Raw genomic sequence first — 23,182 nt, forward strand, 5'->3', positions numbered from 1 at the left:
GAGTCGCTCCTGAGCCATAGCGCGCCCAGGGTTACAGACGAACCCGGGGCGACAGGCATCCGTCAGCCGAGACCTTGGGTCTCAAGCCTGGAGGATAGAAATGGTGAGAAGCGGATTATGAAATAGTCTATACAGCGCTATAGCTGTATCGATTACATACTTCCTTGCCGATCAGCATTTTTTGCAGTTCATTGCTGCCTTCGACGACCTGCAAAATTTTCGCATCCCGATAGAGACGGCTGACGCCGTTACTCTCATCGCAGCCATGGCCGCCGTGAATCTGGACGGCTTTGGCCGCCGCTGTACCGGCTTCATGTGATGCAAAAAGCTTGGCCTGAAGAATCTGCTCCAGGGCGTCTTCGTCCCGGGATTCCTTCGCTTTTGTCGCTGACAGGCAAATGAGTTGGGAGGCAAGCAGACTACTGGACATTTCCGCCAGATAGCCGCGAATGATGCCTTGGTCCGCTAGCAGCGCACCAAAGGTAGAGCGGGTGTTGGCTCTGCGCGCGGAGGCCGCCAGCGCCGCTTGTTGAACGCCTAGCGCCGCCCAGGCCACGCTGATGCGACCGTAGTCCAGAGCGCTATTGGAGATGAGGTTCTGGCCGAAGCCCGGTTTCCCGATGATGTGAGATTTGGGAATCCGCACGTCGACGAAGTCGAGCACCGCCAGATAGGCGCTCTTGAAGCCAAGCATATTTTTCTTGGCGGTGATGGTGAATCCTGGCGTCTCTTTGGGAATCAGAACGGCGGTGTCCAGCCCCTGATATTTACCGAACACCAGAAACAGATCCGCGATCTGGGCGAACGTGATCCAGGTCTTTTGTCCGTTGACCAGCAAGGCGTCGCCGTCGTCAACAAACTGCGTCGACAGGTTCTTGGAATCGCCTCCGGCGCCGACCTCGGTTTGCGCAAACGCGCCGATGATCTCGCCTTTCACCAATGGCGTCAGATACTGTTGCTTTTGCTCCGGCGTTCCCCAGTCCTCAATGGTTTTCAACACCATTGAGTGCACGTTCAGCAAGCCCGTCAGTGAGCCGCTTCCCGCACCGATCGCCATGTTAAGAAGCCCGAAAGTGGTGGCGTCGAAGCCCAGGCCGCCGCTTTCCTCTTTCGCCAGGCCGCCAAGCCAGCCGTTATGGGCGAGTTTTTTCACTACCGAGGCGGGGGTCGCCTCGTGTAGATCCCACTCATCGGCATAAGGCGCGACTTCATCGGCGGAGAACTGTTCGAAGGCGTGCAGCCACTGGTTTTGAGAAGGCGATAGAAAACGGTTAAGCATTTATCACCGCCTTTCTCTCCAAGAAATTACAGACAGCCTGAATACTACAAAAGTTGGCGTTATCAAGGTCGTCAATCTCTACCTTGATTCTGAAGTTTTTTTCGAGAAAGGAGATTAATTGGATAGCGGCCAGGGAGTTAACCAGGCCTGTTTCGAAGATGTCGACTGAGTCGTCCAAATCCTGTTTTCCAGCAAGTTTGCTCAGGTATTCAGACACTAATTTTTTACGCGCAGATACGTCCATTACTACTTTCCTTTGCGAGCTTAAATTCCATTAGTCTTTCCATTGAAAGTCAGCTGGCGCTGCTAGTGAAAAGGTTTTCTTTCCAGGCCCCATCTTGGGGCGCCAAACTGACTTGCAGCATCATATATCATCATCACGAACAGGCGCAATCTTCCAGCCGACTGATTTTATTGACAAAAATTAACCCTGTTTGTCACACCCAGAAAGCTGACCAAATAACGCGAAGCAAGCGTCATTTCTGATTTCAGAGCAAAACCAGAAGCGACCTTTTTGTTCTTTTTCGCCACCCGGGGGCCCTGTGGCGCAAATTGTCGCAATCGAAAATGGGAAAAGTTTGGGAACGCATGCAGGCTTCAACGACGATTTCCTGCGGTAACGGCCACAGCCTCCGTTACAGGCAAGTTGTTACAGGCAAGTCGTTGCCGACAAATAATGGGCGATCAGTATATTTGTTAATGCGAATGCTTCTTATTGATATTATTAATTCCCCCGGATAGACTGCCGGTTTCCTTCTCCACGATCCCACAATTGAACCTCATGTCGATGTTACGCAACTTCTGGTTATACCTCCGCTCTTTCCTGGCCTCCCACTCGTCTTTCCGGGCTTTGCTCTCTTCTTTTCAGGCTTCGCTCTTTCGGTGCGCCGCTTATGTTCTCAGCTTCAGCAGCCTGTTATTTGTCGGGCCTGGCTCCGCTTACGCCGACGAGGAGTCCGTACGGCGCATCGAGCATTCCATGGGCGTGACGCAGGTGTCCGGTACGCCAGTCAGAGTGGTGACTTTGTTTCAGGGAGCGACGGATACCGCCATCGCTTTGGGCGTTATTCCCGTGGGCGTGGTGGACTCCTGGGCGGAGAAGCCTACATACAAATATCTGCGTCCTCATCTTCAGGGCGTTCCTCATGTGGGGCTGGAGACCCAGCCCAATCTGGAGGTGGTCGCCGGACTCAAGCCAGACTTGATTATCGCCTCCAAACGGCGTCATGAAAAAATCTACGGTCACCTGACCCAGATCGCCCCTACTATTGCGCTGGAAACCGTGTTTGATTTCAAAGACACCGTAACCATGATGGGATTGGCGATGAACCGACAGGCGCAGGCGGAGACGCTGCTGCGAAACTGGAACGACCGCGTGGCGGATTTTCAGCAGCAAATTCAGCTCAAGCTCGGCGACCAATGGCCGCAGGAAGTATCCGCCATTAACTTCCGCGCTGATCATGCCCGCCTGTACCTGCAAGGCAGCTATACCGGCTCCATTCTGCATGAGCTGGGTTTCGTCAGCCCTCCCAACCATCCGCAGGATCACTGGATGCAGAAGCTGGCCACCAAGGAAAGCATTCCCGCAATGAACGCGGATGTCTTTTTTGTGTTTATGAACACGGAAGACCCCGCTGTGCTGCAGGGATATGCGGACTGGACCCGGCACCCGCTGTGGAAGAACCTGGACGCGGTGCGTAAGCATCAGGTTTTTCAGGTCGACCAGATAGCCTGGCATTTATCCGGCAGCATCCTTGGGGCCAACCTGATGCTGGATCAGATCTACGACCATTTCGGTCTCGCCGGTCCGACGCAGTAAATGTCGTTCAGGCATTTACGGGCCAGGCGGGGCGCCGGCCGCGTCCTGCAACTTCTCCTCGCGCTGCTGGTGTTGGCGGCGGCCTTCAGCGCCAGCATCGCCCTGGGTCAGATATCCATGCCGTTGAGCGTCGTGATGGACGCCTTCATCGCTTTCGACCCGGGCTCCACGGAGCACATCATCGTCACCACCACCCGCCTGTCCCGGGCGTTGACGGCGCTGTGCGTCGGCTCCGCACTGGCGGTGGCGGGCGCTTTGATGCAGGCGCTGACCCGCAATCCCCTGGCCTCGCCGGGAATCTTCGGCGTCAACGCCGGCGCCTTGTTCGCCATTGCGCTGTCGACCACGCTTTTCTCCGTCCCGTCGCTGCAACACTATATCTGGATCGCTTTCGCCGGCGCCGCCGTCGCGGGAACCCTGGTTTACTGCCTGAGCGCCCTCGGACGCGACGGCCTGACGCCGGTCAGAACCGTGCTGGCGGGCGCCGCCATCACCGCCTTGTTCGTCTCCTTCACCCAGGGTCTGCTGGTGATCAATCAGGAAGGGCTGGACAGCATCCTGTTCTGGCTGGCGGGATCGGTGGCGGGGCGCAGTCTGGATCTGGTGGCGCCGGTAGCGCCCTTCATTCTGTTCGCCATCGTCGCCAGCATGGCCCTGGGCCGTCATATCAATGTCCTGATGTCCGGCGATGAAGTTGCAAAAGGCCTGGGGCAACGCACCGTCATACTGCGACTGCTGATGGGTGCTTTGATCATCGGTCTGGCCGGGGCCGCAGTGGCGATCGCTGGCAATATCGTGTTTGTCGGGTTGATTGTTCCCCATATGGTCCGCGCCTGGCTGGGCGCGGATTACCGTTGGGTGCTGCCGGGCTGCGCGGTGCTGGGGGCGGTTCTATTGTTGAGCGCCGACGTGGCCGCGCGGTTCCTGATTCCGCCCCAGGAAGTCCCCATCGGCGTAATGACCGCATTATTGGGAACGCCTTTTTTCATCTATCTGGCGCGGCGGGGCATGCAGCATGCATAGGCTTATCACTCTGCGGATGAACCGGTGGTCGGTGCAGATTAATCCCCGCTCAGCGACCCTCATTCTGCTCATAGTGGCGGCGTCTTTGACGCTGGCGCTCATTGCTATAGCCACGGGCAGCCTCTGGATTTCCCCGCTGGAGGTAATCAAGGAACTGAGCGCCAGCGAGCCGGGCGATCACGCATTTATTATCGAAACCCTGCGGCTGCCCAGAGTGCTGATGGCGTTTCTCGCGGGCGCCGCCCTGGCGCTGTCCGGCCTGATTCTGCAGAGCATTATCAGAAATCCCCTGGCCTCTCCCGACATTATCGGCGTCACCAGCGGCGCGTCTGCGGCGGCGGTGTTCTTTCTGTCGTTTCTGGCGGGCGCCGTCAGCATTCGCTGGCTGCCGGTAGCGGCCATTTTGGGCGCGGCCTGCACGTCCTTGCTGATCTATGCGCTGGCGTGGCGGCAGGGCGTTTCCCCCATTCGTCTGGTGTTGATCGGCATTGGTCTGTCCGCCGGACTCAGCGCGCTCACCACGCTGATGATCGTCATCAGCCCCATCGCCACCAGCATGACCGCCTATGTGTGGCTGACCGGCAGCGTTTACGGCTCGGAATGGAGCGACGTGCAGGCTTTGGCGCCCTGGCTGCTGATCCTGGGCCCGCTGTCGCTGCTGCTGGCGCGGACCATTGATATTCAGGAGATGGGCGACGCTATCGCCATCAACCTCGGCGTTCCGGTGCAGCGCAACCGTTTTATCCTGTTATGGATCAGCGTCGCCCTGGCCGGCTCCGCCGTCGCCTATACCGGAGCCATTGGCTTTGTCGGCCTCATTGCGCCGCATATGGCGCGCCGTCTGGTGGATCGCTCCTTCGCCAGCCTGGCGCCGGTGGCGGCCATGATCGGCGGCGGCATGGTGGCGCTGGCCGACACCATCGGCCGCACCGCCTTTCTGCCGCTGGACATTCCCGCCGGGGTGTTCGTCTCCGGCGTGGGCGCCCCGTTTTTTATCTATCTGCTGTATCGGCAGCGTCATCACTGACATACACAAGCCCTGTCTTTGCAGACAAATAGAAGGACGCTGTTTGTCCGCCTGATTAATAAAAGAGAGATCGTCATGAGCATTACGACAACGACCGAACATCCGCTGGAAAGCCGCTCACTGACTCTGGGTTATGAGCAGAAGGTCATTATTGAAGCGCTGAACCTGAAGATTCCCCGCGCCAAGGTGACCGTGTTCGTCGGCAGCAACGGCTGCGGCAAGTCCACGCTGTTGAAATCCTTCGCCAGAGTGCTCAAACCCCAGCAAGGGTGCGTATTGCTGGACGGTCAGGAAATACAGCGAAGCCCTACCCGGCAGGTGGCGCAGAAGCTGTCCATGCTGCCCCAGGGGCCATTAGCGCCAGAGGGGCTGACCGTCCATCAGCTGGTCCAACAGGGCCGCTATCCCCATCAGGGCCTGCTGCGGCAATGGTCGACGGAAGATGAGCGTCTGGTGGAGAAGGCGTTGCATGACACGGGCCTCACCGCGCTGCAACATCAACCCGTGGATTCACTGTCCGGAGGCCAGCGCCAGCGCGCCTGGATCGCCATGACCCTGGCGCAGAACACGGATATTCTGCTGCTGGACGAACCCACCACCTATCTGGACCTCACCCATCAGATTGAAATCCTCGACTTGTTGCGCGAGCTGAATGACCGTGAGCAAAAAACCATTGTCATGGTTCTGCATGACCTCAATCTGGCCTGTCGCTATGCGGACCACATCGTGGCGATCCAGCATCGCAACGTTTACGCCCAGGGCGGGCCGGAGGAGATTATCACCGAGGAAACCGTCAGCGCGGTGTTCGACCTGGGCTGCCGCATTATCCGCGATCCCCTGTTCGGTTCGCCGTTATGCATCCCCTTCGGCAAAACGACGCGCATACCGACGCAAACTCAGGAACATGACAAACGGAGCGAAGCATGCGTCTAGGGGCCGTCACGCCAAAATTCTGCGCCCAGGCCAGTCGGGACGCCGATGAGCCTCTGGCGGGAACAGGCTTTCACCCGCAAAGCAATCTATTGCTGAGCTGGCCCATCGCCGGTTGGACGCGCACTTATCATCAGGCCAAGGACATGAGTGAAACTGAGTCCGGGCTTGTCGCGGCACTGGTTGCACAAGGCCGCCGGGTGAACCTGATGCACCGGGCGGATCAGTCGAAAACGCTGCGCCGCGCCTATCTGATGCCGGAGCGCGAAGCGTACGACATTCCCCGCGAGCAGTTGGAGGCGTTTCTGCTGGCGTTGCGGCAGGGCCGCTCGTTGGCCGCCTGGTATTGCGGCCCGGCGCCCGCCAAGGTCGTGCTTTGCTGCACCCATGGCGTCAAGGACAAGTGTTGCGCCAAGTTCGGCGTTGCGGGCTTCAAGGCGCTGGAGCAGGCCGCGCAGAATTTCCCAGGCGTTGAAGTCTGGCAAAGCTCTCACCTGGGAGGCTGTCGTTTCGCGGCCACCGCCCTGGTGTTTCCCGACATGCGCAAATACGGGCGTATCGAGCCTGAGCGCGCCCGGCCCCTGCTGGAAAGCGAGATGGACAACCTTCCTTATCTGCCCTGCTTCCGCGGCGACAGCACTCTGACGCCGATCCAGCAGATTGCCGAGATCGAAGCGCGCAAACGTATTGGCGCGGAGGGACATCAGCCGACCCAGCTGGAAATTGTCGCTGAACAGAGCCACGGCGAGGAGCAGGCGGAGATCGCGTTTTCCTGGCGAACCGATACGGCGCAAGGGCGTCTGCTCATCCGTCTGGAGGCCGCGTCGTTCCGGCGCTACGACATGTGTTCGGATATTGACGCGGACACAGGCCCAACGGATCGCCGCACATGGCGGGCAAGCGCAGCGTCTGAGTCTTAACTGAAGCAAACGTTAATTCGTCCCTCGCCGCTTAATGCAATTGATACTTCTTCTACTTTTTATTACATTGCACACTTGGCTATTACTCCTGGCTATTTTTTCTCCTTCATTCATGTCCCAAGACAATCATTAAGGAATTGTCCATGCTGTCAAAACCTTCCCTGCACGCCCTGGCGCTCACGCCGCTGGCGGCGTTTTTCCTCTCCGCACAGGCTCAGGCCGAGTCCGCCGCGCAGCCGACTACGGTGCTGGAAGAGATCGTGATTACGTCCACTCGGTCCGCTACAGGGGAGAAGGACTCCCCTCAAGTCATCACTATAATCACCAGGGAAGAGATTGAAGAGCAGTTGGCGCTGACGTCCGATTCGTCGCAAATTCTGAGCAACCTGCTGCCCGCCTACTCGCCTAACCGGCAAAAGCTGACCAGCAGCGGCGAAACTTTCCGCGGTCGCGCGGTGCTGTTCATGATCGATGGCGTGCCGCAGTCCAACCCGCTTAGAAACGCATCTCGGTCGGGCCACACTATTGACCTGTCCATGGTGGAGCGCATTGAGGTGATTCATGGCGCCAACGCCATTCACGGCCTGGGCGCCACCGGCGGCATCATTAACTTCATCACGCGCCGTCCAAGCGGGGTGGAGCTCAAGCAGCACGCCGGGGTTCAGGTCACCACTCCCGCCCGCAAACTGGATTCCGACACCCTGAGCTATAAGCTCGACTACCTGGTGGAAGGCGCGCAGCAGGACTTCGAGTATCTGGCCGGCCTCAGCTATGAAACCCAGGGGCTGTATCTGGACGGGAACGGCGCGCCGGTAGGCGTCGACAACACCCAGGGCGACCTGATGGATTCCCACGCCTACGACCTGTTCATCAAGCTGGGTTATTGGATAGACGACGACCAGAACATCGAGCTGGAAGTGAATCACTATCTGGCGGCGGGCGACATGAACTATGTCAGCGTGACCGGCGATCGCAGCGAAGGGATTCCAACCACCTCCGAGAAAGGCAGGCCGGAAGGCGAAGCGCCCCGCAACCGGGTCATTACCGCCAGCATGAAATACCAGCACCACGACCTTGCAGGGATGAACTTCACCGCGCAAGCGTACAGTCAGCAATTTGAAGGCCGCTTTGGCGCCACCCTCACCTCCACGTTCCAGGATGAAGATATTGCGCCGGCAGGCACGCTGTATGACCAGTCGCAGAACGAATCCGACAAACTCGGCGCCAAGTTTACCCTGAGCAAACAGGACCTGTTCGACAACAAGCTGAAGCTGACCGGCGGCCTGGACTTGCTGCGTGACACCACCCAGCAAAGGCTGGTGCTGACCAACCGTAGCTGGGTGCCGGAAACCTCTTACAACAACTACGCGCCGTTCCTGCAGGCGCAGGCGCAACCCATGGACAACCTGGTATTGCACGCCGGGGTGCGTTACGAGTACGCGGAACTCGACGTGGACTCCTTCGAGACCCTGGCCTCCGCCAATGGCGTCACGGTGGAGGGCGGCAATCCCGACTTCAGCGAAACCCTGTATAACGCCGGTGTGGTGGTGACGCCATTGACCTGGCTCAGCGTGTTCGCCAACTATTCGGAAGGCTTCGGCATGCCGGATGTGGGCCGCGTGCTGCGGGGCATCAACCAGCCGAATCAGGACGTGGACGACTTCCTCAATCTGCAACCGATCCTGACCGACAACCGTGAAATCGGGGTGCGGATTGATTTCAAACCCGTGGATTTCGAGTTGAGCTATTACCAGTCCGACTCCGACCTGGGCTCACGCCTGGAGAATATCGACGGGGTTTATTTCGTGAAACGGGAACGAACCGAAATTGACGGCCTGGAAGCGACGCTGGGCGTCCAGGTGCATGAACGGCACCGGGTGAAACTGGCCTACTCGCGCATCAACGGCGAATACGACAGCGACGCGGATGGCGAGCTGGACAGCAAACTGGACGGCCTCAACCTGCCGCCCAATCGCTTAACAGCGGGCTGGAACGCACGCTGGACGCCAACCCTCAGCACCTCCCTGCAGGCCAGCCATTCCTTCGACCGCAGTTTCGATGACCCGGAAAAAGAGTTTGATGGCTACACGCTGGTGGACGCCACCCTCGACTACCAACTCTCCGTCGGCAAGCTGTCCTTCGCCGTGGCCAACCTGTTTGATGAAGATTACTTCACCTACTACTCCCAAAGCGCCCTCGTCAACGACGACCGCAACTTCAAAGGCCGCGGCCGCACCTTCACCCTGGGCTATGGGGTGGATTTTTAATACGTCTCGCTAACAAGTCCACTCAAGGAGACCAGCGCTGAATGGGTCTTCTTGAGTGGCTGCACCGCCAGCGCACCCTGTTTTACCCGTTCGCTGTCGCTTCAACTTCCAAGACGACTTTTGCTGCGGCAAGCGCTGACGCACGCTCCGTTTCTTCAGCGGTTTCTCCAACCGTCATCAGGTAGCCGGCGCGGTCATTACTGTCGTTCAGAGAGGTCACTGTGTCACCGATGCGGGGATAGACCTTTATCTCCCTGACGCCTTCCAGCAACCGAGCCTCATCCAGGCCGGAGATGCTTTTTAATACGCCATTTCCGGTGGTGATGAACTTGAGTAAAACCGCTTTGCTCCCTTCGGCATCAATAAGATCAGCAACGTCAAACTCCCTGCCCAAAGCCGCCAGCAGGGTCGCTTTGGCGAGGTTAAATCCCGTTGCCGCGCGGACGAACCGGGCTTCTTCGCCGCCGCCGATTCTGGGCATGACTTCGATGATGCGGTACTGGTTTGCGTGGGAGGACGTAACGATCACCTGGGCGAAAAACGGCGCGGTATCGACGCCCATTTTTTGCAGCGCGGTTTCCATATCGGCTCTGAGTTGACCGAGAAATTCAACCGGAAGATCCGTCGGATATTGTTTGGTTAAAGCGACGCCGAATCCCGCTTCCGTCCGCGACGGACTGCCTCGATATGAGGCGATGAATGGAGCAATCTGACCGCGGTAGATAAAGCCACTCAGGCTGTATTCAACGCCTTCCACAAACTCCTGAATAATCGCCCGCGATTTCACGGAGGCGTTCAGGGCGGATTTAACCACCGATTTTAACTGCTCTGGATCAGCGGCGGCTCCCACGCCTTCCTGTCCCGTACCGTCAACCGGCTTGACCACCACGGGGTAACCCAAGGCTTCCGCCAGAGAGATGGCCTGTGCGTAGGACTCGACAAAATCATAGCGGGGAGCGGGTAAATCAGCGGCTCTCAACAGCGCAGCCATACGCAGTTTATCCAGAGGCAACGCGGCGGACGCCTCCGAAACATAAGTGCTGATTCCGCATTGGGCGGCGCACTCCGCCATCAACTTGATCGAACGGTCGCTGCCGGCGGACACGATTCCGTCGAATGCATGTGTAGACGCGTACTCAATAATGCTTTTCTTATCATGGCGATTAAAAGGAACACTCTGAATGCGCTCAGCAAGCTCCGGCTCAATTATCCCTTCCCTGTCATCCACCACAAACACCTCAAACCCCAACTTCACGCCTTCCTCGATCAATGGGAGCTGTATATGCCCTCCCCCAATCACCAGCACCCTGGCTTTCTTCACGCAAAACTCCTTCTCTCACCACTCAGTCGGCGTTTCCCAGTGAAACAACCTCGAAAGTTCAGTATTAATGTGGCCTTCCATGGTGATTCCCAAGTGTTTGCAATACAAAGAATGCGCTTCGGTGAAAGTTGGCAAGAGTGTTGAGTAAAAGTATTAAATAAGAATATTAAATAAGAGTGTTGGATGGCGCTGCGCTTATCCAACCTACCGGGTTATAGAGTGTTCGTTATTTGTAGGTTGTTCGTTATTTGTAGGTTGGAAAAGCGCAGCGCCTTCCAACAACTGAGGTTAGTTCAGGCTACAGATGAAAGTCTCCGTGATGCAGCTTGATCGACAATGGCCTGGAAGCGGCGCCCTCACACTAGACTGCCTTGAGGCAGCTAGCGAAGGCGCACGTTTCCAGGACTCTCACGCCCCAAACCGGGCGGTGAGCGCGCTCAACTCGTCCGCCAGGGCGGAGAGGTTTTCCGCTCTTTGCGCGACTTGCACGGCTCGTTCTGACGACTGTCCCGTCACTTCGTTAATGGATACGATATTTCTGTTGATTTCTTCCGCCACGGAGTGCTGTTCGCGGGCGGCGGCGGCGATTTGCGCGCTCATTTCACTAGCGACTTTGATCGCTTCCGACACTTGATTGATGGTTTCGGAGGTGCGTTGCGCATACTCCACCGACTGCGCGGTTTTACCGGACGCCTGCTCAATCACCGACACCATGGCCTGAGCGCCGGAATGCAGCCGCTCTATCATGTGATGGATCTCTTCTGTGGACGCCTGGGTTTTCTGCGCGAGACTCCGTACTTCATCGGCGACCACGGCGAAACCACGCCCCTGTTCGCCGGCTCTGGCGGCCTCAATGGCGGCGTTCAGCGCCAGTAGATTGGTCTGCTCGGCGATGCCGCGAATCACGTCCAGCACAGCGCCAATGCTTTTGCTATCCTCGTTCAGTTTGTTCACGACTTCTTTGGCGTCCTGCATGCTCTCGGACACTTGCGCGATCGCCGCAGACGCCGCCTGAGTCACCTGCATACCCTGCTTGGCCGCTTCATCGGCGCTGGCGGACGCCGATGACGACTGCGATGCGTTTTCCGCCACATGATTCACCGTACTGGCCATTTGATTGACCGCCGCCGCCGCGGTTTCGGTCTGCCGTTGCTGTTGGTGAATGTCGTCGTTGCTGCGGTCGGTGATGTCCGACAACTCTTTGGCGGACGCCGCCACGTCGCGGGTTAAGGCGACTATCTTGGTGAAGGTCTGCGACAGCTCGTTAACGAAGCTGTTGAACGCGGTGGCGATACGGCTGATTTCATCATTGCCTTCCGCATCCAGCCTGCGCGTGAGATCGCTGCCGCCGCCGGATATTTCCTCCATCGCCACAGCGATACTATTGATGCGACGGTGGGCCAGCATTCGGTACAGGAAGGCGGTGAGCCCCAACACCGCAAGCAGGGCCAACGCCAATATAGCGGCTATTTTGGCCCCCAGCGCCTGTCCATTGGCCAGCGGTCCGTCAATGTTGATATCCACCTCCAAGACGCCTCTGACATCCCCCAGTTTCCAGTCGTTTTTGGGCGTATCCGCCCGGGTGTTGTGACAGGAGACACAGGCTTGCGCGACCATCTTATCCGCCACCGCGACGCGCACGATAGACCCCAGTTTGGCGTCCTTATCCACCTGCGAAAACGTGGTGTCCGAATTTTTCGTCAGACTGGCCCAGGCGGCCTGCCCAAAGCTGTCCAGGCGCCTATCGGAGCGGTTGGGAAACGGAAAGGCGCTGTACAGTTTCAGCGTCATGCCCTTTTGCGAAAACTCTTTGCTCAAGTCGTGAATCATCGTCGCCGGCAACGGGATAGCATCCTTCTCCTTATCATGGTCAAAAGACGCCTTCATGCTGGTATTCCCCAGCACCTTCTGCACGACATTCTTGGTGTAATAACCACGCAACGTCTTGAACTGCTGCACAACCTGCTCCGCCGACGCGGTGGCCTCGCTGATCGCGTTGGCTTCAACCGCTTTGGGGATATAAATGTAGATTGCGATGACGGACAAAGTGAAAACAACAATAACAGGAAGAGTGATTTTCCAGATGAGAGAGAGTCTGTTCATATCGCTGCTCCTCACCACAGGCAGGCCGGAAAACCCGAGAGTTTCCGGTAATGATTAAGGGATGAAAGCGGGCCTATATAACAAGTGTAGACCCATAACCGGTTAGGTTTGGCGTTTTATGGGTAAAAGTTGGTGACAGGTCTCTCTTGTGTTGTTTCCCAAGCGCTTCCTTGTCATATCCGGTCTTGGAGAAAGTGTGGAAGTAAAAATGTTGGATGGCGCTACGCTTATCCAACCTACGGTTTATAGATTGCTCGGTACTTGTAGGTTGGAAAAGCGCAGCGCCTTCCAACAACTGAGGTGGACATCAAATGAGACCAGAACATCAACTGGGGCCCAAGATGGCTCTACGAACAAGACCTGCAAGAAGGCAAACTAATCGAACTCTTCCCGTCATGGACTAGCCGCAGGAAGGACTAAAACTTTGACAACAAACACATCAGACATTCCTTGCGCGAGCCCTCTTCGCTGGTGTCATTGCCGCGCGCTCATAAGTAAAGACATTTTTAAAAGGCTACTGTAGGTTCAATCGTACTCGCTAATAGAGCACTTGAGTGAGCAATTGAAAATTTACATAGCTGGAATGCATGCTCAACTATCCAATCTGAATAATACCTAGGTCCATATTCCTTATCGCTTCAAATACTTTTTTAACATCGAATCGACAACTCAATTCTTTATCCGCAAACTCTTGGGATAAGCATTCGGAAAACTTAAGCTCTTCAACAAATCGTTCATCCAAAATGGCCGGCAACTGCTCGAATGACTCTGCTAAAAAGCTGCGAATGCGTTGTATAAGATTGTCTCGGTCAATGACTCCGATAAACTCCACAGCCAAATTATCACTTTTTACCTGATCGGATTCCGAAGAAAACAAATGAGAGGCCGTTGAATTAAAAAGTCTCCCGCCAAATGTCCACCAAGTTGCGTTATCTTTCGTGTAGGTAATAAGCGTCTTGCCATTTTCTACCCAATCAAACTCTTGCTTTAGGCTTTCAAGTAATGCCGCTGCGCGATTAGAGAGCCACGGGTCGATGTCATCAGATGCCAACACGCGTTGAATCGATTGGCACATTTCAAATTGGAGCGGTTGCCCCATGCTCAACCACTGAGATCGCCCTTTGATGTCTGTCGGTTCAACAAACGCCTTCTTCCTGGCCCAATCAATATATTTAGTTACCCAACTTTTCCCTCCAAGAGTTAAGCAGGCTGGACCATCCTCTTTTGTAGCAAACGTCAGCTGGTGAACTTCACCTAGTTCTTGTTTACCGTTGAATACTTTCACCATCGGCGGACTGGTGAAAACGGAAAATAGCTCGAGAAAATTCTTTTGCCCGAATATTCGTTCACCGGAATCACCAATACCAATAATGCCGCTATCGGAGTGAAGTATTGAACGCTCTAACATATAGCTGACTAAGCTGGAACGGTCTGACACAGAAAACTGTGTAAAACCGGGCATACGACCAATCCATTTAGAAAGGTCTGCTTCGGCGATACCTTTCTCTTGCAGCACCAACGCCATAACCTGCTGACAATAAATATGTAAAGGCAATGGTGGCGGCTCTATTGGTTCGACGTAACCTGCTTCCCAAAGCCGAAGCAACGCAATCGCTCTGAGAAATGCATCTTGTTTGGTTGCCAGGAACAAACAGTTTCTTGAGCTACCAGCTCGTCTTCCTGTACGCCCAATTCTCTGAAGAAATGAAGATACCGTAAATGGCGCATCAATCTGGATAACCCGGTCGAGGTTACCAACGTCAATACCCAGTTCCAGTGTCGATGTTGCCACAATCACACAATCGCTGCCTTGAGCGAATGCTTCCTCTGCCATCCTGCGTTCATCCAAGCTTAAACAACTATGGGAAACATAAGTTGTTACACTTAAATTTCTCAATTCCACTGCCAATTCTTCGACACGTGAGCGACTGTCTACAAACACCAGTCGCTTCTCACCTCGATGAAGTCGCGAGATGACGACCGCAGCATTCCGAACGGAGCCAACCCAATCTACCTGGATTTCGGGAACAACAGTATTTGGAGCTGGAGGGTTAATGACACTGCGTGGAGATGGACAGCTTCCAGCCAACCAGTCGCAGAGCGTCTCAGGGTTGCCCACAGTGGCGGAAAGACCAAGCCGCTGCAACTCGCGGCCAGTTAAATAACTCAAACGTTCCAGCACAGCTAGCAAATGCCAGCCTCGGTCGTCTCCAGCAAATGCATGTGCTTCATCGATAATAACTGCACGCAATCCCTCAAAAAGATGTCGGTGATCCATCCGGTTGGAAACCAACATCACCTCGATAGATTCGGGAGTGGTTAATAGCAGATCAGGAGGGTCAGCCAGTATCTTATTTTTCACTGAGGTAGAAATGTCGCCATGCCAAACACCCACGCGGCGTCCAAGCAAGTGACCGTAATAACTAAGTCGTTCCTCAAGATTGTTTAAAAGCGCTTTAATTGGACAAATGTACAGAACACTGAGGCCCTGCCAATTTTCTGTAAGCATCCGCGAAAAAATAGGGAAGCTTGCCGCCTCTGTTTTTCCCCCTGCGGTGGGGGCCAACAAAATTGCGTGCTCTCCATTGAGGACAGGCTCAATGGTTGCTTCTTGTAAGGGGCGCAAGCCCGGCCATCCCAGGCTGTTGACTATGTGGTGCTGAATGGCAGGGTGAAGCCGGTCGAATCCAGTCATAGATCCAGCTCGATATCGTCCACACTTGAAGCAGACTTGGCTGCACGCTCTACCGCGTTCAACTCCGTATCCGAAATCGTTAAAGCGTAGTGCTCTCTAGGGTTGAACTCATCATGTTGGTCAATTCTATCCAGCACGTCGCCGACCAATTTCTTTAAGAAGATTCGAGGCGCAACGCCGATCTTTCCGCCCAGGTTTCCTGTCACCGCTTTGGCAAGATCTGCGATGTATGTGTCATCGGCCTTAGTATTGACTCGCTCGGGAGTATCACTGATATTCGCGTACAGATCCCTCACTTTCTGTCCCACTTCTTCAAGCGACGACAAATCAAAACCTTTTAATCGAATTTGCACCGCTCTTGGATTATCAAATCGACTGTCTGTGGAGAAATCTACGGCTAAACGTTGTGCCAGCGGCGCCAGTCTCTGTACACCCATCGGCCCATCGAAAAAAGCAGGAGTACCGGTAATCAATAAGTACAACCCGGGGAATCGCCCACTATCAATTTCGTCCATCAACTGTCGCAAGGCGTTAAGGCTTTTATCCCGTACATCGCCACGCATGCGTTGAAGCGTTTCAACTTCATCCAATACCAGTAATAAACCAGAATGACCGGAATCCTTTAATATCGTTAAAACGCCTTGTAGAAAGCTCAGTGCGCCAAAATGGTCAATATCGCCTTTAATTTCTGCATAACGCTTAATGGAGGCCGCAATGTTCGGTTGTCCCGCCATCCAAGCAAGTAAACCGTCCGCTATTTCTTCCCGTCCTTCCACGAGAGCCTTTCGATATGCTCTTAACGTTAATGCAAAAGCAGGCGCAGTTCTCACCACTTCGCCTAATCGCTTTTCCATAAGAGCATCCGTCGCACTCACCAAAGACTCGACATCATTCTCATCGACCTTTTCTTGCGATAGCACATCTTCTTCTAACGTGTAGAACCAGGATTCGACAATATTCCGAAAGGCGCCTGTTGAACTGTCCGGTGTTGTAAGTCGTTCCATCAAACGTCGATATACTGTTTCCAGCCGGTGGAGCGGTGTCTCTGTTTCTGATACTTGCACTTCTGCACAAGCAAACCCTAACCGATGAGCTTTTTCCCGCAGCCAGCGAGACGCGAAGGTTTTACCACTACCATACTCACCACGCACAGCTTTAAAAACCGAACCGCCACCAGCGACTTTGTTTAATTCTTCTGATAGTGCCTTTTCAAGCGGATCTAGCCCGACTGCGAGCGCATCCAAACCATATTGCGGCACCGTGCCGCGCCTTAAAGCGTCAATAATGTCTCGGCTTCTTTGCTTGCTAATCGTCATAATTCAAACTGTGTTTTTAGGGCTCGAACATCAAGCATGATAGTTTGAGAATCTCGTTCGACTTTTAAAATGGGGTAGCCATCCACGTTCAAAATTCTTTGTGCGGCGGATAAAAATCCTCTCATGCGGAGCTCGGGCTTTTTGAGTTCTCTTACAACCACAGCTTGCATTATCTGCCCGCCATTGGCACTCAGCAGTGTCAAAAACTCTTTCAACTCCGATTTCGATATTGCCATCCGTCCTAAACGACTCTGTGCATCTTTATAAACTGCGGAATCGAATAACTGCTCGACCCAATCCTCACTAGTAATTTTTTTGGTTGCTTCTGGCTCGGCAAATAAATCGTCAATCCGTTCTTCTGTCGCTTTGCGTTTTGACGCTGTTTTTGTTTCCGCCTTCTTCTCTTCTTGTTTTATTTCTGGTGTAGGTGTTTCAGATACAACAGAAATTGTGTTAAGAGTCCACCAATCTGGCCGGTAGAGGGGGACTTCTTTCCAACCCGACAATTTGTTCTCTGCGCCAGAGTTTGAAAACACACCCAGTGGTATGGAGGCTTCTTGCAAACTGGCCCCACCGTGATACCCCATATTTTTGCTTTTGCTATAACGGACTTTCTCAGACCAAGGTACAACTGCGGTATTGTCTTTACCGACCACGCGAATGCCTTTCGTAATCACTTCCTTCTCTCGTATCGCCTTGGTATCCGAGTGGTACCTTTCACCCGATTCTGTGCTCGATGAGTAATAAGTGGTCTCGTGCTCAAGAGTATGTCCGTGGTCACTGGTTACTATCACAACGCGCCCGGACTCACGAGCCGCCTCCAGAACTTGCTTTAATGGACGAATAGAATCCAACTGCCATTTAAACGCAACCTGAGAACTACTACTGAGCTGGTCGTCGACAGCATTGATAACCGCCGCCAATATCTTATGCTCCGTACCGGCAATGAGGGCTCTCACTTCTGAATTAAGTGATCCACTACCAGATTGCTGCAGATCCTGCTTATGAAACAGTTTTGGGGGGAATTTGGTGGAAGCTATACGCTTTAATAACGGGTGATTTGTAAAATTCTTTTTCTCTTCTTGCGCAAGTCCGCTCCCAAGTTCTCCCGATAAGAGCGCATACCGACTCACCTGAGTAATGGAAGGCAGTGCAGATACCAGGCTTTGTGATTCACCTATGTCTTCACGCTGCAGCTCCACCCAATTGTGATTAGCGAAATCTTCAATCAACTCGCGGTAAACGGCTTGGCTCATGCCATCTAGTACCAACAGCAAAACTGGCGACTGCTCGGCTATGGGAGCGACGATTTTTTCAAGGGCTTGTTCTACATACAACAGGCGACTGGGTAGTTGATCACCTTTGGCAATAGACTCTAACGAGGTTCCAAACTCAAAATTTTCAGCTTCGCGTCCATCGCCGATTTTCTCTGCTAAACGCTGGTACACCTGACTTAGCGCGTCTTCGGCATCGCCAAACCAAATTTGGGTTCTTGCCCAATCCACAAAACCACCATGATCCATATATCGCTTTAGCAGCTGAGAGCAATTCGTGTTCTTTTCTAAAGCCTTTTGCGTGGTTTCTTGAGAGTCAAGTAGCCAATGGACAAGGCGCAACGCCATTTTTGCCCGTTCTATTTGATCTCTTTGGCCTGGTAACGCACCTAGTACGTGCAATTCCAGTTCTCTAAAAGCTAACTGTGCGGGTTGTGTATCGCCTTTCTTTATGGCTTGTTCAAGCGCTTTGCCAAAGGTGATCAAACGTAAGCGAAAGCCGGCTGGCAATACGTTTGAGCAAATGGCTCCATCACTCGCATCAACGCTTGCTAATAATTGCTCTGCTTTGGTGATTGAGTTTTTAACCTTTTGATACCCGTCGGGCTCGCTAACGATCAGATCCTTCACAAACAGCGCAGCCTTTTCTCCAAACTTCGCCAGAGAATCAGTATTGCAAGCTATCCCGTTCAGTTGTCGCTCTTTCAGTTTAATGTTCGCAGCGAACTGTTGCTCGTAACTCAGCGCACCTTCCTTGACGGCATCCGGGTGATAAATTACCGAGCAAACCAAACCTATCGCGAGCAGATCCTCAACGGGTTGACGGACTATCAACTGCCCAACCACTGGCGCTAAGCCATTCAATGTAATGCTCAGCCAATCAGCTATGGATTCCTGCATCTCAGCAGGTAGCGCGTTGCTGGGTTGGTGTTTTGATGCGTTAGAAATGGACCAGCGAAATAGACTGGAGAGATCACTGTGCTGTTGATTAAAGCCGAGATAGCCCACCGCTAAAGCTTGCCAGGCGGTCTCCTGATCCAACACTTCACCAAAATGAACGCTTTTTTCGTAACGGTCGTAGCGGCTCAATAAGGCCTCGGCCATCCATTTACCGTAGCGCTTGGGTAGACGTGGATCAATGGACTGAACGCGGGTTAGTTGCTCCAGGGTTCTCCAAGGGCTTATACGCTGAGGCTCGTTACGCCACAGCCTAGCCAATACATCTTGCGCGAGGTCAGTTACTCCAAAAGGAGCCACCAGGACTAAACAGTTATTACCGTCGTGCTCCACTAATGCCTCACGCATGGCCAACTCGGAGACGCAATAAACCAGTTTTATCGACGTGTCCTCCAGGCGGCCTGTATATTCAGTCGGTACTAATGTATCTGTCCAGAAAATTGCAATTCTGTCCGCATTGGGGGCCCTGCGTAAAACCGCCTGAATTTGCGTCAACAGCGGAGAAGGCAGTTTCGATAAGTCTGCCTCATTCTTACTTAACTCAACTTTCGTTGAATAATTCATCAGCTGTTACCACCTGCCGAATCATCGGTATGGAGAATGCGATAACTCAACTCTAAAGTCTCGCCGGTACTCATAGCACCTTCAATTTCTGCAAATAATGCCTTGGCGGCATCTCGATTCAGGCCTGTTTTATTGTCCTGTTTAATCACTCGCACCTTGGGATTCTTCGGCTCCGGTGTAGGTTCTGGCAGAGCGGGCGGAGTATTCTGGGCGATTAACCGCGTCGCATCTTGCTGAGCTTGCCGGAAGGCCGGCGACAGCGCCGTCACCAATTCATCCGCCGCCAGTGCATCACACACTCGTTGTCTAATGGCCTTGCCAGCAGGGTCATTGCCATTCCATACCGTTTCCAGCAACTCCCAATTGTTGTCTTGAATGGTTTGCACAACGCTACCCGCCGTCGTCATGCTTTTGCCCAAGGCCAGTAAATTGGTTATAGGCTTAATACCGGCTAGTACCTTTACCAGGGTGGCGCCCTCAGCGGCTTGCAATTCACGCAGCACTTCCAACGCATACTGAGCGTTACGAATTCTATTTCCAGTTAAGGGTTGTTTAAGCCAGTCGAGTCGCTTACTGATGTGTTGAGCCAAAGATTCGCAGTTCGGTAAGCAACTGCGAATTTCCTCGCGAATATGCTTTTGCAGCTCGTTTTGATTGTTGGCCGTTCTCAAGGGGCTGACGGTAATGCCGAAGATTTCAGCAGCATTATGGGAACCCTTTTGCCATTGGTCAGGTTCAGCCAAATCCTGTTTGATTAACTCAAGGTTGTCGGGCATATCTTTCAGGGTGACATCATAGCTACCGCCATGGAAGCTATAAGCGTACTGACCAAATTCTGCGAATATTTGAATCAGTAAATTCTGAACAATCTCGGGCAGCCCTTTCGGACTAGGTTGATCAATAGCTTCTCTAATGCGCTTAACCGTAATGGCCTCTCCTGTCTGCTGCTGTTTTGCTAGCCCTCTCGTCAGCTGATTCGGCCAATCGGGTTTAAAAATAAAATGGCGCTCATGCATTTCACCGAGTTTTAATGGCTGTGCGATAGAGCGCATTAAAGGCCGCATGGGCGTTTCAACATCAATGCGATGATTTTGCGCAAAAATGGCTCGGCGTATTTGTTCAAATACTTTACCCAAATCCGTGAGTTTGATTTCCGAATCAAATTCCGGGTGCTCTGGGTATTGGTGCTCTAGCGCTTGCCCTAGTAGGTTTTCAAAGGCTTTGCCTAAGGTGCTGCCAAATGGAAGTCGCGGCTTAAAACCTTCTTCAAGAGAGATTATTTGAGAATCTAAACTTCCTGCACCATCATCCAATGAGCCAGAGATTCGTTCACTGGCGCCATACGCGCCCAGCAAATAGTCCTTAATGCGTTGCCGCAACTGACTGCGCTGGTTTTCGAGTAAAGTTCGCGCTTGACCTCGATCCACAGGGCTCAGATGTTTGCTAAAGGAACTAAATCGGTCATCGGTTTTTAATACATACTCCAACCGCACCAAGGTGCCCAAATCCTTTTGCGCCGTTTGGCTGAAAAAGTATGGCAACCAACACAAAGTACGTGTGGGGCTACTGTGTGATTCGTATTCTTGAATGCGCGCCCGATCATCTGAAACCGTGTGGTTATCGCGATCAAACGGAAAGTCCACAATCACTTTCCAGTCATCACCGCGCGCTTCGAATAGAGTGAAGTCCGTAATTTCGCGGATGTTGTAAAACAGCACTTCAACCGTCCGCGTAGTGCCACGCCAGGTGAACTTGTGCGTAGTCTCCTGGAACATATCATCGGTTTCTTGCACACCCAACGCGGCGAACACCATATCTTTAACCAGCTTGCGGCGGGCGCCGTCATTATCGTAAGAGTTGGCTTGCTCCAAGATGCTGGCGGTATCCACGCCGGATAACTGCAAGGCGATGGTGGGGTTGGTGTCATCACTGATTTTGATCTCGCCCACCTGGCCGGCCCATTTACGACAACGGGAGAGCACCATGCTGGCCTCTTTGCCTGGGATGGGTGATTTAATGGTGCCATGGTTTAGCGCCGCGAGTTTATTGGCTGTGAGCTGTTTGAAGCATTCCACTTCAGGCACCAAAGCAGAGAGCAAGAGAGTTTTAATCAGACGAAGGTCATTATTGAATGCCCGCTTTGCAGAATCTGTGTCGGGTATAGAATCGAAATCAGCGTACTTGAGGTTATGATCGGACTCGAGCAGCGGTATAAGCTTACGCTCAAACAAGGTTTTTGCGTTTTCGAATTGTTGTCGCATAGCATCAGAGAAAGGTTTCGTTTCCGATGCGATGACATCGTACAAATCTCCAACGGGAATAACATTGCCTAACTCCAACGTATCTCGTTGCTGTACGAGTAACATCAACATCACTTTTAACGCGGTACGCTCACGTTGAAGCGCAGTGGAAAGCGCAACCAAGGCTTGCACAAGCGCGGGGCTGAAAGGATACAGCGAGCGAAATTGTTCTCTGTCGCCTTGGTTGGTCAGCAAAATATTGAAGATTTCCTCCTTCATTTTGCTGTCCATGGTTTCAAAGGCGCTGTCTACCTGAATTTTTGCAGATTCACTCACAGGGCGAAGCAAACGGCGCTGTGCAATGACCGGTAAGTTTCTGTCTTCCAGCTTAATGGTATGAAAGCGCCCATCCCAATATTTTAAGGCGTCACTTAAGCTGTCTTGCTGTGCACCCGTATACTGGTCGCCCACAAACTCACGCAAGTCGCGCTGGCGGGCAATAAAACTAGCGATCGGCAACGCCCTGGGTTCGCTGGCTTCCACCAACTTGACCACTTTTTGAATATTTTTGGCGATAAATTTTTCGTCTGAAATTCGGCTGGCGAGCCAAAGAATCAGCTCGTCTAAAAACAGAATAACCGCATCGTAACCCAGCGCTTTGGCATGTTCCGTCATAATCAGCAAGCCTTCATCAAAATCGACAAAGCCCTGGTCATCGGTTTTGGCGGCCTCGGTTACGGACTGGAAAAAGGCCTGCACCAGATCGCCCACCAAACGCGAACGATCTGCGCGGTTACCGTTAGCAGAAATTGCCAAGGTGTAGCTATCTAACTCCCAACTGCCACTGTCGATATCGCCCCAGCCGGAATCCTCCCCGCCACCTTGCCCATTTTTATTCAGTGCTTGAAAGAAAGCGACATCACCCATTGTTGCGCGTAGGTTTTCGGCATCTTTAACAATGCCATCGGCGAGATAAAACCCGGGTATGGGCGCCTCGGGGTGGTGTTTGTGAATGTATTTGGCATAACCACCCAACACACCGGCTTCAATACTGGCGGCGCCAATCATTTGGTAAGGCACCAGTAAAATATTTTTACTTTGTAACCAATCGTCGTGTTTGTTAACCGCTGGCGCCAGTTCGTTAATCGCTCTCGCTTCCGCGTTGCCTTGCAAAAGTAAGTGCAGCACGGCCATAAAGTGGGATTTACCGCTACCAAAGCTGCCGTGCAAATACGCGCCTTTTTGACGGTTTTGGTTGCCCTCGATGGTGGATTTAATAAAACCTAAGGCATCCTCAAAGGCGCGCGCCAATTGTGGTGTTACCACATACTGATCCAAAGTCTGCTTAACAGCAGCGGGTTCCAAACCGGTAGATAAATTCAGTACAAAGTCCCCGCTTTGCACTTTCTCCGGTATGGTGATCAGGTCTTTTAATAAGATCATAGCC

At 53.4% G+C, this 23,182-nt stretch carries 14 protein-coding genes; 6 read left to right on the forward strand and 8 right to left on the reverse strand.

Annotation, left to right across the window (positions count from 1 at the left end):
- Positions 1-127: 127 nt before the first annotated feature.
- On the reverse strand, positions 128-1,279 hold the full coding sequence (locus HCH_RS15515; protein ID WP_011397267.1) for an acyl-CoA dehydrogenase family protein: 1,152 nt from the start codon (positions 1,277-1,279) through the stop codon (positions 128-130).
- On the reverse strand, positions 1,272-1,523 hold the full coding sequence (locus tag HCH_RS15520; protein WP_011397268.1) for an acyl carrier protein: 252 nt from the start codon (positions 1,521-1,523) through the stop codon (positions 1,272-1,274). Before HCH_RS15520 ends, HCH_RS15515 begins: the two co-directional genes overlap by 8 nt.
- A 537-nt stretch (positions 1,524-2,060) precedes the next feature.
- Here HCH_RS15520 and HCH_RS15525 point away from each other — a divergent pair.
- The 6 genes from HCH_RS15525 to HCH_RS15550 all read left to right on the forward strand — a co-directional run bounded on the left by HCH_RS15525 (position 2,061) and on the right by HCH_RS15550 (position 9,265).
- Complete coding sequence (locus tag HCH_RS15525) at positions 2,061-3,098, forward strand: ABC transporter substrate-binding protein (protein ID WP_011397270.1); 1,038 nt, start codon at positions 2,061-2,063, stop codon at positions 3,096-3,098.
- A complete protein-coding gene (locus tag HCH_RS15530) occupies positions 3,099-4,121 on the forward strand; it encodes a FecCD family ABC transporter permease (protein ID WP_011397271.1) in 1,023 nt (340 codons plus the stop codon).
- A complete protein-coding gene (locus tag HCH_RS15535; RefSeq protein ID WP_011397272.1) occupies positions 4,114-5,148 on the forward strand; it encodes a FecCD family ABC transporter permease in 1,035 nt (344 codons plus the stop codon). Before HCH_RS15530 ends, HCH_RS15535 begins: the two co-directional genes overlap by 8 nt.
- Positions 5,149-5,223: 75 nt before the next feature.
- Entirely contained in the window at positions 5,224-6,081 is an 858-nt protein-coding gene (locus tag HCH_RS15540) for an ABC transporter ATP-binding protein (protein ID WP_011397273.1), read from the forward strand.
- Entirely contained in the window at positions 6,072-6,998 is a 927-nt protein-coding gene (locus HCH_RS15545) for a sucrase ferredoxin (protein WP_011397274.1), read from the forward strand. Before HCH_RS15540 ends, HCH_RS15545 begins: the two co-directional genes overlap by 10 nt.
- 143 nt (positions 6,999-7,141) lie before the next feature.
- On the forward strand, positions 7,142-9,265 hold the full coding sequence (locus HCH_RS15550) for a TonB-dependent receptor (RefSeq protein WP_011397275.1): 2,124 nt from the start codon (positions 7,142-7,144) through the stop codon (positions 9,263-9,265).
- 82 nt (positions 9,266-9,347) lie between these two features.
- On the opposite strand, the gene HCH_RS15555 is transcribed toward HCH_RS15550, so the two are convergent.
- From HCH_RS15555 to HCH_RS15580, 6 genes are all read right to left on the reverse strand, one after another.
- Entirely contained in the window at positions 9,348-10,586 is a 1,239-nt protein-coding gene (locus tag HCH_RS15555; RefSeq protein WP_011397276.1) for an ATP-grasp domain-containing protein, read from the reverse strand.
- Positions 10,587-10,994: 408 nt separating this feature from the next.
- Complete coding sequence (locus tag HCH_RS15560) at positions 10,995-12,689, reverse strand: methyl-accepting chemotaxis protein (RefSeq protein ID WP_011397277.1); 1,695 nt, start codon at positions 12,687-12,689, stop codon at positions 10,995-10,997.
- 595 nt (positions 12,690-13,284) lie between these two features.
- Entirely contained in the window at positions 13,285-15,384 is a 2,100-nt protein-coding gene (locus tag HCH_RS15565; RefSeq protein ID WP_011397278.1) for a DEAD/DEAH box helicase, read from the reverse strand.
- Positions 15,381-16,700, reverse strand: a complete 1,320-nt coding sequence (gene brxD / locus HCH_RS15570) for a BREX system ATP-binding protein BrxD (protein ID WP_011397279.1) — start codon at positions 16,698-16,700, stop codon at positions 15,381-15,383. The genes HCH_RS15565 and brxD overlap by 4 nt, the downstream gene beginning before the upstream one ends.
- Entirely contained in the window at positions 16,697-19,495 is a 2,799-nt protein-coding gene (gene pglZ / locus HCH_RS15575; protein ID WP_011397280.1) for a BREX-2 system phosphatase PglZ, read from the reverse strand. The genes brxD and pglZ overlap by 4 nt, the downstream gene beginning before the upstream one ends.
- The gene (locus HCH_RS15580) at positions 19,495-23,178 is read right to left on the reverse strand and encodes a hypothetical protein (RefSeq protein WP_011397281.1); all 3,684 of its coding nucleotides are present in this window, start codon (positions 23,176-23,178) and stop codon (positions 19,495-19,497) included. The genes pglZ and HCH_RS15580 overlap by 1 nt, the downstream gene beginning before the upstream one ends.
- Between the last annotated feature and the right edge of the window lie 4 nt (positions 23,179-23,182).

The organism is Hahella chejuensis KCTC 2396 (assembly GCF_000012985.1).
Lineage (GTDB): Bacteria > Pseudomonadota > Gammaproteobacteria > Pseudomonadales > Oleiphilaceae > Hahella > Hahella chejuensis.